General features: G+C 72.4%; 16 protein-coding genes. 4 read left to right on the top strand and 12 right to left on the bottom strand.

The features are described from left to right. The first annotated feature begins 205 nt into the window (after positions 1 to 205). Positions 206 to 2,029 (top strand): AMP-dependent synthetase/ligase, encoded by a 1,824-nt coding sequence (locus EDD30_RS09580; protein ID WP_071806160.1) that lies wholly within the window; start codon positions 206 to 208, stop codon positions 2,027 to 2,029. Between the two features lie 55 nt (positions 2,030 to 2,084). Here EDD30_RS09580 and EDD30_RS09585 read toward each other — a convergent pair whose 3' ends face one another. Both EDD30_RS09585 and yczR read right to left on the bottom strand, forming a co-directional pair. Next, positions 2,085 to 3,683, bottom strand: coding sequence for a hypothetical protein (locus EDD30_RS09585; RefSeq protein ID WP_071806159.1), 1,599 nt, complete (start codon positions 3,681 to 3,683; stop codon positions 2,085 to 2,087). Positions 3,684 to 3,786: 103 nt separating this feature from the next. After that, the gene (yczR, locus tag EDD30_RS09590; RefSeq protein WP_071806158.1) at positions 3,787 to 5,241 is read right to left on the bottom strand and encodes a MocR-like transcription factor YczR; all 1,455 of its coding nucleotides are present in this window, start codon (positions 5,239 to 5,241) and stop codon (positions 3,787 to 3,789) included. A 59-nt stretch (positions 5,242 to 5,300) separates the two neighbouring features. Here yczR and yczE point away from each other — a divergent pair, with 59 nt between their 5' ends. Together yczE and EDD30_RS09600 are read left to right on the top strand one after the other, a co-directional pair. Next, a complete protein-coding gene (gene yczE, locus EDD30_RS09595; RefSeq protein WP_071806157.1) occupies positions 5,301 to 5,954 on the top strand; it encodes a membrane protein YczE in 654 nt (217 codons plus the stop codon). Positions 5,955 to 6,112: 158 nt separating this feature from the next. Beyond that, entirely contained in the window at positions 6,113 to 6,541 is a 429-nt protein-coding gene (locus EDD30_RS09600) for a hypothetical protein (RefSeq protein WP_071806156.1), read from the top strand. Positions 6,542 to 6,575: 34 nt separating this feature from the next. Here the strand turns inward: EDD30_RS09600 and hisF are convergent, their stop codons facing one another. Genes hisF through hisD form a run of 9 tightly spaced genes read right to left on the bottom strand, consistent with a single transcriptional unit; the run spans position 6,576 to position 12,605 of the window. Further along, positions 6,576 to 7,370: an imidazole glycerol phosphate synthase subunit HisF gene (hisF, locus tag EDD30_RS09605; protein ID WP_071806155.1), complete on the bottom strand. Its 795-nt coding sequence runs from the start codon at positions 7,368 to 7,370 to the stop codon at positions 6,576 to 6,578. After that, complete coding sequence (locus EDD30_RS09610) at positions 7,367 to 7,762, bottom strand: Rid family hydrolase (protein WP_071806154.1); 396 nt, start codon at positions 7,760 to 7,762, stop codon at positions 7,367 to 7,369. Before EDD30_RS09610 ends, hisF begins: the two co-directional genes overlap by 4 nt. Continuing rightward, complete coding sequence (gene priA, locus EDD30_RS09615) at positions 7,759 to 8,484, bottom strand: bifunctional 1-(5-phosphoribosyl)-5-((5-phosphoribosylamino)methylideneamino)imidazole-4-carboxamide isomerase/phosphoribosylanthranilate isomerase PriA (RefSeq protein ID WP_071806153.1); 726 nt, start codon at positions 8,482 to 8,484, stop codon at positions 7,759 to 7,761. Before priA ends, EDD30_RS09610 begins: the two co-directional genes overlap by 4 nt. A gap of 22 nt (positions 8,485 to 8,506) precedes the next feature. Then, on the bottom strand, positions 8,507 to 8,821 hold the full coding sequence (locus tag EDD30_RS09620; RefSeq protein ID WP_071806152.1) for a hypothetical protein: 315 nt from the start codon (positions 8,819 to 8,821) through the stop codon (positions 8,507 to 8,509). Further along, complete coding sequence (gene hisH, locus EDD30_RS09625; RefSeq protein ID WP_071806151.1) at positions 8,818 to 9,447, bottom strand: imidazole glycerol phosphate synthase subunit HisH; 630 nt, start codon at positions 9,445 to 9,447, stop codon at positions 8,818 to 8,820. The genes EDD30_RS09620 and hisH overlap by 4 nt, the downstream gene beginning before the upstream one ends. After that, positions 9,444 to 9,617 (bottom strand): hypothetical protein, encoded by a 174-nt coding sequence (locus EDD30_RS38935; RefSeq protein ID WP_170047317.1) that lies wholly within the window; start codon positions 9,615 to 9,617, stop codon positions 9,444 to 9,446. Before EDD30_RS38935 ends, hisH begins: the two co-directional genes overlap by 4 nt. Beyond that, positions 9,614 to 10,225 carry an imidazoleglycerol-phosphate dehydratase HisB gene (gene hisB, locus EDD30_RS09630; protein WP_071806150.1) on the bottom strand — a complete coding sequence of 204 codons (612 nt, stop codon included), beginning with the start codon at positions 10,223 to 10,225 and terminating at the stop codon, positions 9,614 to 9,616. Before hisB ends, EDD30_RS38935 begins: the two co-directional genes overlap by 4 nt. Further along, the gene (locus tag EDD30_RS09635; RefSeq protein ID WP_071806149.1) at positions 10,222 to 11,298 is read right to left on the bottom strand and encodes a histidinol-phosphate transaminase; all 1,077 of its coding nucleotides are present in this window, start codon (positions 11,296 to 11,298) and stop codon (positions 10,222 to 10,224) included. Before EDD30_RS09635 ends, hisB begins: the two co-directional genes overlap by 4 nt. Next, complete coding sequence (gene hisD / locus EDD30_RS09640) at positions 11,295 to 12,605, bottom strand: histidinol dehydrogenase (protein WP_071806148.1); 1,311 nt, start codon at positions 12,603 to 12,605, stop codon at positions 11,295 to 11,297. Before hisD ends, EDD30_RS09635 begins: the two co-directional genes overlap by 4 nt. Positions 12,606 to 12,753: 148 nt before the next feature. On the opposite strand from hisD, the gene EDD30_RS09645 reads away from it, so the two are divergent. After that, positions 12,754 to 13,464, top strand: a complete 711-nt coding sequence (locus tag EDD30_RS09645) for an LON peptidase substrate-binding domain-containing protein (protein ID WP_071806147.1) — start codon at positions 12,754 to 12,756, stop codon at positions 13,462 to 13,464. Here the strand turns inward: EDD30_RS09645 and EDD30_RS09650 are convergent. Then, positions 13,379 to 14,140, bottom strand: a complete 762-nt coding sequence (locus tag EDD30_RS09650; RefSeq protein WP_084556475.1) for a DUF2567 domain-containing protein — start codon at positions 14,138 to 14,140, stop codon at positions 13,379 to 13,381. The genes EDD30_RS09645 and EDD30_RS09650 overlap by 86 nt on opposite strands. Between the last annotated feature and the right edge of the window lie 33 nt (positions 14,141 to 14,173).

A 14,173-nucleotide genomic window follows, 5' to 3' on the forward strand; every position in this document is an offset into this window, starting at 1 on the left:
GGCGGCCGCCCCTCCCTCGAGACGCGCTGATCCCGCATTGACGAAGTTTGCCGAAAGTTGTTGAGCCGTTTTGTGTCCGCAATGCGTACTGACCGGCGGATAGGATTGATCAGGGGATCCACGAGACTCTGGTGTTCACACCTACCGAGGCAATACTCTCCGGTAACACGGCTGTAACCCCCTTAGACGCAAAAGGCGGCGCCTTATGGTTCTCGAGGTTCCCTACCGCTCGATCCCCGATATGTTCCTGCAGCGCGTGCGGGCCACCCCGAACGGCCGGGCGTTCGCCGCTCCCACCGCCGACGACTCCGGCATGACGTGGCTGACCTGGTCCGAGGTGGGCGAGCGGGCCAAGGCGATCGCGGCCGGCCTGGTGGGGCTGGGGATCGGTCTCGAAGACCGCGTCGCGATCCTGTCGAACACCCGCCTGGAGTGGGCGCTGGTCGACCTGGGCATCAACTGCTCCGGCGGCGCCACCACCACGGTCTACCCGACGACCGAGCCCGAGGACGCCGCGTACATCATCGCGGACTCCGACTCGAAGGTCCTGGTCGCGGAGAACCCCCAGCAGGCGATGAAGATCGCCGGTGCCACCACCTCGGTCACCCACGTCGTCCTCATCGACGGCGTCGCGGACGCCTCCGCTCAGCCGCCCCAGCTCACCCTCGCCGAGCTCGAGGAACGCGGCCGTGCGGCACTCGCCGAGACCCCCGACCTCATCGAGCGGATCACCGAGAACGTCGGCCCCGACAACCTCGCCACGTTGATCTACACCTCCGGCACCACCGGCCGGCCCAAGGGCGTGCAGCTCCTGCACGGCGGCTGGACCTGGGAGGGCGTCGCGCAGGCGGGGCTGGGCCTGTTCGAGTCCTCCGACCTGCAGTACCTGTGGCTGCCGCTGTCGCACTCGTTCGGCAAGACGCTGCTCTGCGGAATACTGCACGTGGGCGTGCCGACGTACATCGACGGCCGGGTCGAGAAGCTGGTCGACATGCTCGCCGTCGTCAAGCCGACGCTGATGTGCGCGGCGCCGCGCATCTTCGAGAAGGTCTACAACAAGACGGTCACCACCGCCATGAGCGCGGGCGGCCTCAAGGCCAAGATCTTCACCTGGGCGGTCGCCACCGGCAAGCGCAAGGTCGCCCTGGAGGTGACCGGCAAGCCCGTCCCGGGTCTGCTCAAGGCGCAGTACGCGGTCGCCGAGAAGCTGGTCTTCAGCAAGCTCCAGGAGCGCCTGGGCGGCCGGCTGCGCGTGCTGGTGTCCGGCTCGGCGCCGCTGAGCCGCGACATCGCCGAGTTCTTCGCCGCGGCCAACCTGCCGATCTCGGAGGGCTACGGCCTCACCGAGAGCAGCGCCGGCAACTTCGTCAACCGCCGCGACGAGCTGCGGATCGGCTCGGTGGGCCGTGCCCTCGGCGATCTCGAGGTCAGCATCGACGCCGACGGCGAGATCCTGCTGCGCGGCAAGCCGGTCATGCGCGGTTACCACAACCTGCCCCAGGAGACCGCGGACGCGTTCACCGAGGACGGCTTCTTCCGCACCGGCGACATCGGCGAGCTCGACGCGGACGGCTTCCTGCGGATCACCGACCGCAAGAAGGACCTGGTGAAGACCTCCGGCGGCAAGTACATCGCCCCGTCGGCGATCGAGGGCATGTTCAAGGCGGTCTGCCCGTACACCTCGCAGGTGGTCGTGGTCGGCCAGGCGCGCAACTTCGTGACGATGCTGATCAGCCTCGACGAGGACGCGATCGCCTCGTGGGCGGCGGGCGGCCCGCTGGCCGGCAAGCCGTACGCGGAGATCGTCGCGGCGCCGGAGACCGAGAAGCTGATCGCCGACTTCATCGCGGAGCTCAACGGCAAGCTCAACCGCTGGGAGACGATCAAGAAGTTCTCGATCCTCCCCCGCGACCTGAGCATCGAGCACGGCGAGATCACCCCGTCGATGAAGATCAAGCGCCGCAGCGTCGAGTCCAACTTCGCCGAGCAGATCGACAAGATGTACGCGGGCTCGCTCGCGCAGATCTGATCCTGGGCCGAGATGGGACGGAGAACCGCAACAGCGGTCCTCCGCCCCTCCGGTTTCAGTGCTGGCCCGCGGTATCCGTTGCCCACACGGCCTTCGGGCCGTTCGGGGTCTCGTGGTAGAGCACGAGGTTGCCGTCGTCCTGCATCCACAGCCGGGAGGCGACCGGGTGCTCGGCGACCGGCCGGTGCGTCTTCGAGGGCAGGATCCGGGGCCGGTTGCCCGTCGAGCGGGCCACGGCTCCGGTCTTCGTGTAGAGCACCAGGTTGCCGTCGTTCTGCATGCGCAGTTCGTCCCCGGTGCCGAGGGTGTCGCTCGCCCAGAGGACCTTGGCGTCGCGGGTCCGGTACACCGCCACGTTGCCCGTCGCCTCGAACCAGAACCAGAACTTGCCGTTCGGTGACTTCAGCGCCATCAGGCGGCGCAGGTTCGTACCGTTGGGCATCGAAGGCTCATACCGGTTCGCCACCTTGGCCTTCAGGTCGCTGAAGATCGGCTCCTTCGGCTTGCCGTCGGAGTCGGTGATGCCGTAGTTGCACTGGGAGTCGCGCGGCTTCTCGGCGCAGAGATTGGGGTTGTCCCCGTAGACGGGCTGCACGTCACGGTAGGAGTACAGGAACATCGGGCCGGTGTAGTCCCGCTCGCGCCACATGTGGACGGCCTCGACGATATGGTCGCGGACGGTTTCCCTCGACTGCCGGTACTCGGGTTCGATCTCGTCGGTGGGCGCCCCGAACTCGGTGGCCCAGATCTTCTTCGCCCCGTCGTTGTTCTGCACCATGAGCTGGCGGGTGGCGGCGAGCTCGCCGCACTTCGGATCGGCCGGTCCGAACAGGCTCCAGATCCGCGGGTCCGGCGGGCATGCCGGCGTGCTCGGTCCCCGGCCCCTGAACCCGCCCCAGTACGGGTGGTAGGCGACCGCGTCGAAGTCGTTCTTGAATCCGTGCCGGTATCCGTAGTCGAGCCAGCCGGACGGGGACTCCGCGGGTGCCTCCGTCGGGCCGTTCGCCGACCCGCCGGCGAGGACCGTGCACTCCGGGCAGCGCGCCTTGACCGCCCGGTGGGCGATCCGGGTCAGTTCCCAGTACCGCTGCTGCAGCTCGACAACCGTGTCGTTGCCGTGGCGGCCGTTCAGGTTCGGCTCGTTCCACACCTCGACCGCCTGCACCATGCCGGAATACCGGACCATGGCCTGGTCGATGATGTTCCGCCAGGGTTCGTCCTCCCTCGGGAACCAGGAGCCGAGATTCTTCGTCGTCGCCTTGTCGCCGGCCAGCCAGGGCACGCCGTAGCCCAGGATCAGGAGCACCCGGAGTCCCTGGGCGTTGGCGCTGCGGATCTCGTTGTCCAGCCGCCCCCAGTTGAGCTGGTCGTTGGTGGTCTCCCGGGTCGGCTGGAGGCGCCACCACTCCAGTTCGATCCGAATGATCGGCGTTCTGCCCTCGAGGAACGCGGTCATCGCCGGATAGCGTGACGGCAGGTCGGGGTGGTTGCCACCCTCGGAGAAACCGAAATCCTGGTTGCTGAACCCGTAGCCCGGTTGCCGCGGCTCCGGATCGGCCGCGGCGGCCGGCCGGGCCGTGCCGAGCGCGGCCGCGGCGAGCAGCGCGGTCACTGCCGCGGCCGTCGCGCGGCGCGCGATGGAAAGAAACGTCACAGGGAGCCTTCTCCTTGGTTGCCTCGGGGTCTCCCGCCCGTTCGGCGGTGATCCACTCGGCGCCCAAGATAGGTGCCGGCCGCACCCGTGCATCGACGGGGTCCTACGCGATGACCGCGGGGGTGCGCCAGGCCGGGCGGGCCGCCCGGTCCAGGTCGTGGCGCACGGAGGCGATGCGCCGGATCGCCTCCGTCAGGTCGTCCGCCGCCAGGGTGAACGGGAGCCGCACGAAGCGTTCCAGCGTGCCGTCCAGGCCGAACCGCGGTCCCGGCGCGAGCCGGACGCCCACGTCCTCGGCCGCGCGCGACAGCGCGCTGGAGATCGGCCCGTCGAGCTCCGCCCACAGGGTCACGCCGCCACCGGGCACATAGCACCGCCACTCCGGCAGATGCTCGCGCAGCGCGGCGATCAGCGCGTCCCGCCGGAACGCGAGCTGCCTGCGGCGCGCCGCGACGATCGTCTCGGCCTGGGCGAGCAGATGCACGGCGACGAGCTGTTCCAGCACCGGGCTGGCCATGTCGACCCCGACCCGCAGCGCCGCCAGCCGCTGCACGAGCGGCGCCGACGCGCGCACCCAGCCGATCCGCAGGCCACCCCAGTAGGCCTTGCTCATGCCCCCGATCGACACGACGCGGGAGTGCCGGTCGTAGACGGCCACGGGCGGCGGCATCTCGGCGCCGTCGAGGGGAAGATCCACGAAGGACTCGTCGACGACCAGCTCGGTCCCGGTCGCGTGGGCCGCGGCCACGAGGCGCTCGCGCAGGGCGGCCGGCATCAGGTGGCCGGTCGGATTCTGGAATTCCGGGATCACGTACGCCAGCCGCGGCCGCGTCTGCCGCAGCGCCGCGAGCAGCAGCTCGCCGTCCCAGCCGGTCGTCGCGTCGAGGCCGTGGGTGCTGATCCGGGCGCGGCGGGCGGCGAGGGCGGCCAGCGCGTTCGGGTACGTCGGCGACTCGACCAGCACCGACGCCCCCGCGGGGACGGACAGCCGCAGCACCAGGTCCAGCGCCTGCTGGGTGCCGCTGGTGATGAGGATCTGCTCGGCGCTGGTGGCCACGCCCCGGGCGGTGTAGGCGGCGGCGACGGCCTCCCGCAGCTCCCGCAGGCCGCTCGGGTGATAGCCGGCGCTGCCGAGGAAGCGCGGCAGGTCGTCGGCGGCGGCGCGGGCGGCGGGCACCAGCTCGACCGGTGCGGCGGAGGCCGCCACGCCCAGGTCGATCATGTCGATGTCGTCGTCCGGGGTCCAGAGGCCGGAGCTGGCGACCCGGTGGCCGTTCGGCAGCGTGGTCCAGCTCCCGGCGCCGCGCCGGCTGGTGAGGTGGCCGGTCTCGCGCAGGTTCCGGTACGCGGCCGTCACCGTCGTCCGGCTCACGCCCAGGGCCTCGGCAAGCTCGCGCTCGGCGGGCAGCCGTACGCCCAGCGGCAGCCGCCCGTCGGCGAGCAGGCCGCGGACCGCTCCGGCCAGCGCGGCATAGTCCGGGCTCCGGTGGCGCCCGGGAAGCGAGTGCCACTGGCCGAGCAGGCGGGCCAATTGGCCTCCGCGCACCGACGTCGTCATAGCCACCCCCGGAAAATTGGCTCTGTCAGCCGCCGCAATTGGCCTTCAGAGTGGCACTCATGACGATCCCAAGCAACTCGGCCACCGCCGGGCGCCGCCTGCCGCGCCGCGTCGGCCAGCTCTTCGCCGGCCTGATCCTGTACGGCGTGAGCATGGCGTTCATGGTCGAGTCCGGCCTCGGACTGACCTCCTGGGACGTCTTCCACCAGGGTGTGTCGGAAGTCACCGGCCTCAGCATCGGCTGGGTGGTGATCCTGGCGGGCGTCCCGATCCTGCTGCTGTGGATCCCGCTGCGGCAGAAGCCGGGCTTCGGCACCATCGCCAACCTGGTCGTGATCGGCGTCGTGGTCGACGCCGCCCTGGCCCTCCTCTCCCCCGGCGCATCGATGACGATCCGTGTCACATATCTGATCGCCGGCATCCTCCTGAACGGCGTGGCGACCGGCATGTACATCGGTGCCCGCTTCGGCCCGGGGCCCCGCGACGGCCTGATGACCGGAATCGCCCATCGTTTCCCGCGGCTGTCCCTGCGCCTGGTCCGGACCGCCATCGAGCTGACGGTGCTGGCGACCGGCTTCCTGCTCGGCGGCACGGCCGGGATCGGCACGGTCGCGTACGCGCTGGTGATCGGCCCACTGGTCCAGGCGTTCCTGCCGATCTTCACGGTCGCGCCGCGAACCCCGCCGGCCCGCCTCGCCCCGGCCCTGCCCTGACATGCCGCCCGGACCGGGTCTGATCCCCCGTCGCGGGCCGTCTCCTGGGTGGACCCGCGACCCCGGGAGGGCGAATTGTCCGGGCGCCGGGCATGGCCCGGTGCACATCTGCCACACCTGCGCTTTCCGCTTCGACGGCCAGACGGCATCATTGCGGCATGGGGGCTGGCGGCTGGCATTGGAACGACGCATGGATCTTCGTATCAGCGGTCATCGCCGAGCGGCTGGAGCGCGACCGGGCGATGCACGCCGCGCTTCCGCTGACCGGCGCGTCCCTGGCTGATCTGCTGGCCGCTGCCGACTTCCTGCACCACAGCGTGCCCAGCCGCGAAGATCTGGAGGAGTCGGTCCGCCGCCTGGCCGGCGCGGGACTCCTGACCATCGACGACGACCTGGTGGCGGTGGCTCCGGCCGGTGAGCAGCTCTGGCGCACCCGCCCCTTCAGCGGCCTCTCGTCGGCGGTCGTGACCCTGCAGACCCAGCTCAACCGAGCGGTGACACCGGGCGACGCGGAGTGGAGCCTCGACGAGGGCACCTACCATGCCGCGGTCCGCGAATACTCGCTCCGCCTCGCCGACGGCCGCTGACCTCCCCCACCGCGCCCGCACCGGTCACGGGCGGTCAGCGGACCGGGTGTCCCGCCGACCGGAGGCTGTCTTTCACCTCGCCGATCGTCAGCTCTCCGAAGTGGAACACGCTCGCCGCGAGCACCGCGTCCGCGCCCGCCGCCACGGCGGGTGGGAAGTGGGCCACCGCCCCCGCGCCCCCGCTCGCGATCACCGGGATGTCGGCCACCGCGCGGACCGCCGCGATGAGTTCGAGGTCGAAGCCCGCCTTGGTGCCGTCGGCGTCCATCGAGTTGAGCAGGATCTCGCCGGCGCCGAGCTCGGCCACCCGCCGGGCCCATTCCACCGCGTCCAGGCCGGCGCTGCGCCGCCCGCCGTGTGTGGTGACCTCCCAGCCCGAGCCCGAAGAGGCCGACGAGTCGACCGGGCCCGGTCCGGAGACGGCAGCGCGCCGGACGTCCAGGGAGAGCACGAGGACCTGGTTGCCGAAGCGACCGGCGATCTCGGAGATCAACTCCGGGCGGTGGATCGCCGCGGTGTTGACGCCGACCTTGTCCGCGCCCGCCCGCAGCAAGGTGTCGACGTCGTCGACCGAGCGGACCCCGCCGCCCACGGTCAGCGGGATGAAGACCGACTCGGCCGTGCGCCGGACCACGTCGAGCATCGTCCCCCGCCCGTCGGCGGACGCGGTCACGTCGAGGAAGGTCAGCTCGTCGGCTCCCGCGGCGTCGTAGGCCGCCGCCAGCTCGACGGGGTCGCCCGCGTCGCGCAGGTCGAGGAAGTTGACGCCCTTGACCACGCGGCCGGCGTCGACGTCCAGACACGGGATCACCCGTACCGCCACCGTCATGCCCGTTCCTTTCCGCCCACGTACGCATCGAGCTCGACCTCGACCAGGTGGTCCTCGTGCAGCAGTCCGGCGACCACGATCAGCGCCGTCACCGGGCGCACGTCCCGGAAGATCTCGCCGTGCACGGCGGTGACCGCGCCGGCGTACGACCGGTCGGTGACGTACATGCGGGTGCGGATGACGTCGGCCGGGGCCGCGCCGGCGCCGGCGAGCGCGTCCAGGCCGATGCGGAAGGCGATCCGCGCCTGCTCACTCGGGTCCCCCAGCGCGCTCACCGAGCCGTTCACCGTGGCCGTGCAGCCGGCGGTGACGAGGAGGTCTCCGGCGCGGACCACGCGGGAGTAGCCGTACCGTTCCTCCCAGGGGCCACCGGAGGCGAAACGCTCGATCATGCCGACCGCAGCGTCTCGAGCGCCTCGGCCACCGTGAAGGCGCCGGCGTAGAGCGCCTTGCCGGCGATCACGCCCTCGACGCCGACCGGTTCGAGGGTGGCCAGGGCCCGCAGGTCGTCCAGGGTGGACACGCCGCCGCTGGCGATCACCGGGGCCGGCGTACGGGAGCACACCTCGCGCAGCAGCTCCAGGTTGGGCCCCTTCATGGTTCCGTCCTTGGTGATGTCGGTGACGACGTAGCGCGCCGCGCCGGCCTTGTCGAGGCGTTCGAGCACCTCGTAGAGGTCGCCGCCGTCGCGGGTCCAGCCGCGGGCCGAGAGCGTACGGCCGCGCACGTCCAGGCCGATCGCGACGCGGTCGCCGTACTCGCCGCAGATCCGGTCGCACCAGTCGGGGTCCTCCAGGGCCGCGGTGCCGATGTTGACCCGCGCGGCGCCGGTGGCCAGCGCCGCGCGCAGCGACTCGTCGTCGCGGATGCCGCCGGAGAGCTCCACGTGCGCGTCGAGACGGCCGACCACCTCGGCGAGCAGGGCGGCGTTGGAGCCGCGGCCGAACGCGGCGTCGAGGTCGACCAGGTGCACCCACTCCGCGCCGTCGTGCTGCCAGGCCAGCGCCGCGTCCAGCGGATCGCCGTAGGCGGTCTCGGAGCCGGCGGCGCCCTGGACCAGGCGCACGGCCTGGCCGTCGGCGACGTCGACGGCGGGCAGCAGGGTGAGGGTCACGGCGGAACTCCGATCAGCGGGATTAGCGGCGGCCCAGGATCACGACGACCAGGGCGGGCAGGATGAGGATGATGAGTGCGATGAGGACGATCCGCAGGGAGATGTCCGGCACCAGGAACCAGATCATGGCGGACGCGGCGAGGGGGACGACGACGATGCCGGCGCGTTCCGCCCGGCCGCGCCGGTAGAGCCGGCCGGTGCCGCGCCGCTGTGGCCTGAGCCGGCGGGCGAGGGCGCGGCGGCGATCCCGCCGGGCGACCCGGCGGGCCCGGGCGGCCTTCTCCTTCTCGAGGACGGCGAGACGCTCGGCCCGCTTGCGAGCCCGTTCCTTGCTCATGTGCCGGGCAGCCCGGCGACCCAGGCGCGCAGCAGCGCGAACCCGGTGTCGGCGGACTTCTCGGGATGGAACTGGGCGGCCGACAACGGCCCGTGTTCCACCACCGCCGCGAAGGGCTCGTCGTGCGCGGCCGTCGTCACGGTGGCGCCGGCGGCCTCCAGGGCCGCCAGATCCGCGGCGGCGTACGAATGGACGAAGTAGAACCGGGCGTCCGGCGCCAGCCCGGCCAGCAGGACCGACCCGGCGGGAACCGACACCGTGTTCCAGCCCATGTGCGGGATGCGGCGCGCGGCCAGCCGGGTCACCGCACCGGGCAGCAGTCCCAGGCCCCGGGTCTCGACGCCGTGCTCCACACCGGACTCGAAGAGGATCTGCATGCCGACGCAGATGCCCAGCACCGGCCGGCCGGCAGCGACCCGGTCGGCGATGACCGGGCCGGCGCCGAGCTTCTCGATGCCGGCCATGCAGGCCGCGTACGCGCCGACACCGGGCACGACCAGGCCGTCCGCCGCGGCGGCGGCGTCCAGGTCGCTGGTCACGGTGACATCCACGCCGGTCCGCGCGACGGCACGCTCCGCCGAGCGCAGGTTGCCCGACCCGTAGTCCAGGACGACGACCCGCGTCACGTGGACTTCCCGGGGAACATCCAGAGCACGCCGCCGACGAGGGCGAGCACGGCCAGCGCGGCGACGAGGCCGATGGAGAACTTGGTGGCGCCCTGCTTCACCAGCGAGATGACCCCGCCGACCAGGATGCCGGCGACCATGAGCAGCAGGACCGGGACGAAGCTGCTCACAGCACACCCTTCGTGGACGGCAACGCACCGGCGTTGCGCGGATCGATCTCGACGGCCTCGCGCAGCGCCCGCGAGAAGGCCTTGAACTGCGCCTCGACGACGTGGTGGGCGTCGGGCCGGCCGCCGTCGCGGGCGGCGCGCAGCACGCTCACGTGCAGAGTCACCTTCGCCGCGTGGCCGAACGACTCGAAGATGTGCCGGGTCATGCTGGTCGGATAGACCGGGCCGATGTAGGGCGCCAGCTCCGGCTCGTCGTGCACCACGTACGGCCGCCCGGACAGGTCGACCGCGGCCCGGACCAGCACCTCGTCCATGGGGATCGTGGCGGAGCCGTACCGCCGGATCCCGGCCTTGTCACCCAGCGCCCGTGCGAAGGCCTCGCCGAGCGCGAGGGCGGTGTCCTCCATGGTGTGGTGGGCGTCGATCTCCAGGTCGCCCTCGGTGCGCACGGTCAGGTCGAAACCGCCGTGCTTGGCGAGCTGGTGCAGCATGTGGTCGTAGAACCCGACGCCGGTGGAGAGCTCGGCCTCGCCGGTGCCGTCCAGGTCGATCGCGACGAGGACCTTGGTCTCGTGGGTGACGCGCTCGATGCGCGCGGTGCGGCTCACGGCAGAATCTCCTCGGCGGCGGTCAGGAAAGCGGACGTCTCGGCGGGATCGCCGGCGGTGACCCGCAGCCAGCCCGGCAGCCCCACATCGCGGATCAGCACGCCGCGATCCAGGAACGCCTGCCAGGCCGCCCTCTGGTCGGCGCCGGTGCGGAACAGCACGAAGTTGGCGTCGCTGTCGGCCACCTCGGTGCCGCGGGCGCGCAGCGTGCCGACGATCCGGTCGCGCTGCTCCTTGATCGCGTCGACGGTGGCGAGCAGCGCGTCCCGCTCGGCGAGGGCCGCGCGGGCGGCGGCCTGGGTCAGCGCCGAGAGATGGTACGGCAGACGGACCAACTGCACCGCGTCGACCACGGCCGGGTCCGCGGCGAGGTAGCCCAGCCGGCCGCCGGCGAAGCCGAACGCCTTGCTCATCGTGCGGGTCACGACCAGTCGCGGATGCCCGCTCAGCAGCGCGAGGGCGCTCGGTGTGCCCGGGCGGGCGAACTCCGCGTACGCCTCGTCCACGATCACCATGCCGCGCGCCGCGCCGAGCACCGCCGTGACCACGCCGGGGTCGAGGGCGGTGCCGGTCGGGTTGTTGGGCGAACACAGGAAGACCAGGTCGGGGTCGTGCTCCTCGAGCTGGGCCAGCGCCGATGCCGGGGTGAGGCCGAAGTCCGGGTCGCGGTGGGCGCCGATCCAGCGGGTGCCGGTGCCTGCGGCGAGCAGCGGGTGCATCGAATACGACGGGCCGAAGCCGAGCGCCGTGCGGCCCGGCCCGGCGAACGCCTGCAGGAGCTGCTGCTGCACCTCGTTGGAGCCGTTGGCCGCCCACACGTGCGCGGGCGTCAGCCCGTGCCCGAGATAGGCGGCGAGGTCGGTGCGCAGGGCGACGGCGTCCCGGTCGGGGTAGCGGTTGAGGTCGCGCAGCTCCGCCTGCACCGCCTTGCCGATGGCGTCCACGACGGCGTCCGGCACCGGGTACGAGTTCTCGTTGGTGTTCAGCCGCACCGCCACGTCGAGCTGGGGCGCGCCGTACGGGGACCTGCCGCGCAGGTCGTCGCGCAACGGCAGGTCGTCGAGGGTGGTCATGAGGCGAACCTCGCCGTCACGGCCTGTCCGTGCGCCGGCAGATCCTCGGCGTTGGCGAGCGCCACCACGTGCGGTGCGACGTCGCGCAGCGCGGCCTCGTCGTACTCGACGACGTGGATGCCACGCAGGAACGACTGCACGGAGAGGCCGGAAGAGTGCCGCGCGCAGCCCGCGGTGGGCAGCACGTGGTTGGATCCCGCCGCGTAGTCGCCGAGCGAGACCGGCGAGTACGCCCCCACGAAGATCGCGCCGGCGTTGCGGACCCGCATCGCCCACTCGCGCGCGTCCCGGGTCTGGATCTCGAGGTGCTCGGCCGCGTAGGCGTCCACGACCGCGAGGCCGTGCGCCAGATCGTCGACGAGGACCACGCCGGACTGGGTGCCGCCGAGCGCCTCGCGGACCCGGGCCTCGTGCTTGGTGGCCGGCACCTGCACCGCGAGCTGCGCGTCGACCGCGTCGGCGAGCGCCGGGGAGTCGGTGACGAGCACGCTGGCGGCCAGCGGGTCGTGCTCGGCCTGGCTGATCAGGTCGGCGGCGACGTGCACCGGCGAGGCGGTGTCGTCGGCCAGGATGGCGATCTCGGTCGGGCCGGCCTCGGCGTCGATGCCGACCGTGCCCTGCAGCAGCCGCTTGGCCGCGGTGACCCAGATGTTGCCCGGGCCGGTGATGACGTCGACCGGCGCGCAGCCGTCCGTCTCGTCGGCGCCGGACGAGCCGTAGCCGAGCATGGCGATCGCCTGGGCGCCGCCGGCCGCATACACCTCGTCGACGCCGAGGAGCGCGCAGGCGGCGAGCACGCGCGCGTCGGGCAGCCCGTCGTTCTCCGGCTGGGGCGGGCTGGCCACGACCAGCGAGCCGACGCCGGCCTCCTGGGCGGGCACCACGTTCATGACCACGGTGGACGGATAGACGGCGAGACCGCCGGGGACGTAGAGGCCGACGCGCGACACCGGCACCCACCGCTCGGTCACGGTGCCGCCGGGGACGACCTGGGTGGTGACGTCGGTGCGACGCTGGTCGGCGTGCACCCGGCGGGCGCGTTCGATCGACACCAGCAGCGCCGCGCGCACGTCCGGGTCGAGCGCGTCGAGGGCCGCCGCGATCCGTTCCCGGGGCACGCGCAGGCGCTCCAGCCGTACGCCGTCGAACTTCTCGGTGGCCTCCCGGATCGCGCCGAAGCCATGGTGCCGGACCGCCTCCACGACGGGCCTGATCTTCTCGACCGCCTGGGAGACGTCGAGCTGGGCACGGGGCAGCAGACCGCGCGGGTCACGGCGGGCGCCGCGCAGGTCGATCCGGTTCAGCACGCGGCCAAGTCTAGGCGGCGGGACCGGCGGGACTCCGCGGCCGTACCAGGCAGTGGGACCGGCCACTATGCGGCTTTTGTCGACCACCGGGCAAAGATCACCGCCGCGGGACCTTCGCGGACCGCGACCATGCCGATACGCTCGCATCGTGGGCGCGATACTCCCGGTCTTTCCGCTGGGCACGGTGCTCTTTCCCGGCCTGGTGCTGCCCCTGCACATCTTCGAGGAGCGATACCGCACGCTCGTGCGCGACCTGGTCGCCACGACGGGCGACGAACCGCACGAATTCGGCGTGGTGACCTTGCGGCACGGATCGGAGGTGCTGTCCGGCGACGGCGACGGCGAGCCGCCGGCCGGTGAGCCGCCGGTCGCCGCCGGCCAGCTCTACGACATCGGCTGCACCGCCGAGCTGCGCCAGGTGACCGAGCTGCCGGACGGGCGCTTCGACGTCGTCACCGTCGGGCGGCGGCGCTTCCGGGTGCTGAGCATCGCGGCCGACCCGCACCCCTATCTGACCGCCGAGGTCGAGTGGCTGCAGGACGAGGAGCCGGCCGACGAGACCGCCGGGCTGCTCGCCCCCCGGGTGCTGGCCGCCTTCCGCACCTACCTGGATCTGCTGCGCCCCGAGTCCGAGGTGCTCGACCAGGTGCCGGACGACCCGACCGTGCTCTCCCACCTGATCGCGGCCACCGCCCAGCTCACCACCGACGAGCGGCAGGAGCTGCTCGCCGCGCCCGACACCGCCAGCCGGCTGCGCACCGAGCTGCGGCTGCTCAACCGCGAGGCGGGTCTGCTGGCCAGGGTGCGGGCGGTGCCGGTGCCGCTGTCGGATCTGGCGCGTCCGGTGAGCCCGAACTGAACGGCACGGGCTCGGCCTGATCCTCCTCGGCCCCGGCGTCGTGGCCGTAGCCCGGTTTCGCGCCCGGCCGGTCCAGGTCGGGGTCGTTGGACCAGCCGGCCAACAGCGTGGTGACGATCACCGCCGCGAACGCGGCGACCAGCAGCGCGCCGTGGGTGTGCAGGTCCGGCGGGCGGCCGTAGGTGTCGCCCGCGATCGAGGTCTCCTGCCAGTCGCGCCACCCGGAGAGCCCGACCAGCCGCCCGGTCCCCCACATGGCCAGGGCCGAGGCCAACCCGCCGAAGGTCACCCCGAGCAGCACCCCGGGCCCGCGGTCGCGGCGCAGCACCAGCCAGGCCACGATCGCGGCGAGCAGGCCGAACGAGAAGCCGATGATGGTGAACCAGCCGTCGGCGGCGATGTACTCCTCCGGCGACGGGTCGCTGACCACGATCCCGTTCTGCCCGGCGTTGACCACCGGCACCGCGGGCGCGAGCCACGACCAGAGCAGGCCGAGCGGCGCGCCGATCACGGTCATCACCGAGGTGATCAGGACCGCGACGCCGACGGTACGGCGCCACGGCCGACGCGACGGCGGCGGAGGCGCCCAGCCGGCGAGCTCCGGCTCCGGCCCGTACGGGAGGACGGACTCCTGCTGCTCGTGGGGCTGCGGGCCCGGCTCCGGACTGGGATTCACCCCCCGATCCTGCCAGGTGCCGCGGGAGAGGCG

This window comes from Couchioplanes caeruleus (genome assembly GCF_003751945.1).
Lineage (GTDB): Bacteria > Actinomycetota > Actinomycetes > Mycobacteriales > Micromonosporaceae > Actinoplanes > Actinoplanes caeruleus.